Below are 544 nucleotides of genomic sequence, written 5' to 3'. Positions count from 1 at the left end.
GCCCGAAACGCGTAGCGAAAAGTGGGGAGAAGCCATCAGATGCATTGAGTCGTGCGGGCGTGGAATACATTGAAGTGCGCTCATTAGATGTGAACCCATTCAGTGCCGTTGGTGTTAGCGAAGAGCAAGTTCGTTTCTTAGATCTTTTCCTAACGTGGGCGGCGTTGTCAGATTCTGACCCAATGGATAACTGTGAACTAGAATGCTGGCGTGACAACTGGAACAAAGTGATCATCTCTGGTCGTGAAAAAGGTTTGATGCTGCAGATCGGTTGCCAAGGTGAACGCTTATCTTTGCAAGATTGGGCGAAGCGAGTATTCGTTGAGTTGCGCCAAATTGCAGTAGAGATGGATTCTGCGGCTGGTGGCGACGCTTACCAAGCTGTATGTGACAAGCTAGAAGCATGGATTGATAACCCTGAACTGACGATTTCTGGTCAATTGCTTGAGCTAACCAAAGAACTTGGTGGACTTGGCAAAGTAGGTTGTGCTCTTGGCATGAAGTTCCGTGAAGAAAATCTGGCTCACGGTTACCAACATTACTC

Annotated in this window: 1 pseudogene; it reads left to right on the top strand. The window is 48.0% G+C overall.

The window, feature by feature from the left end:
* Positions 1 to 544: pseudogene (locus R7R24_RS29740) on the top strand (glutamate--cysteine ligase); the annotation flags it as partial.

This window comes from Vibrio sp. 704, assembly GCF_033339295.1.
Note: the sequence above shows the minus strand (reverse complement) of the source record. Positions and strands in the feature narration are given on the sequence as shown.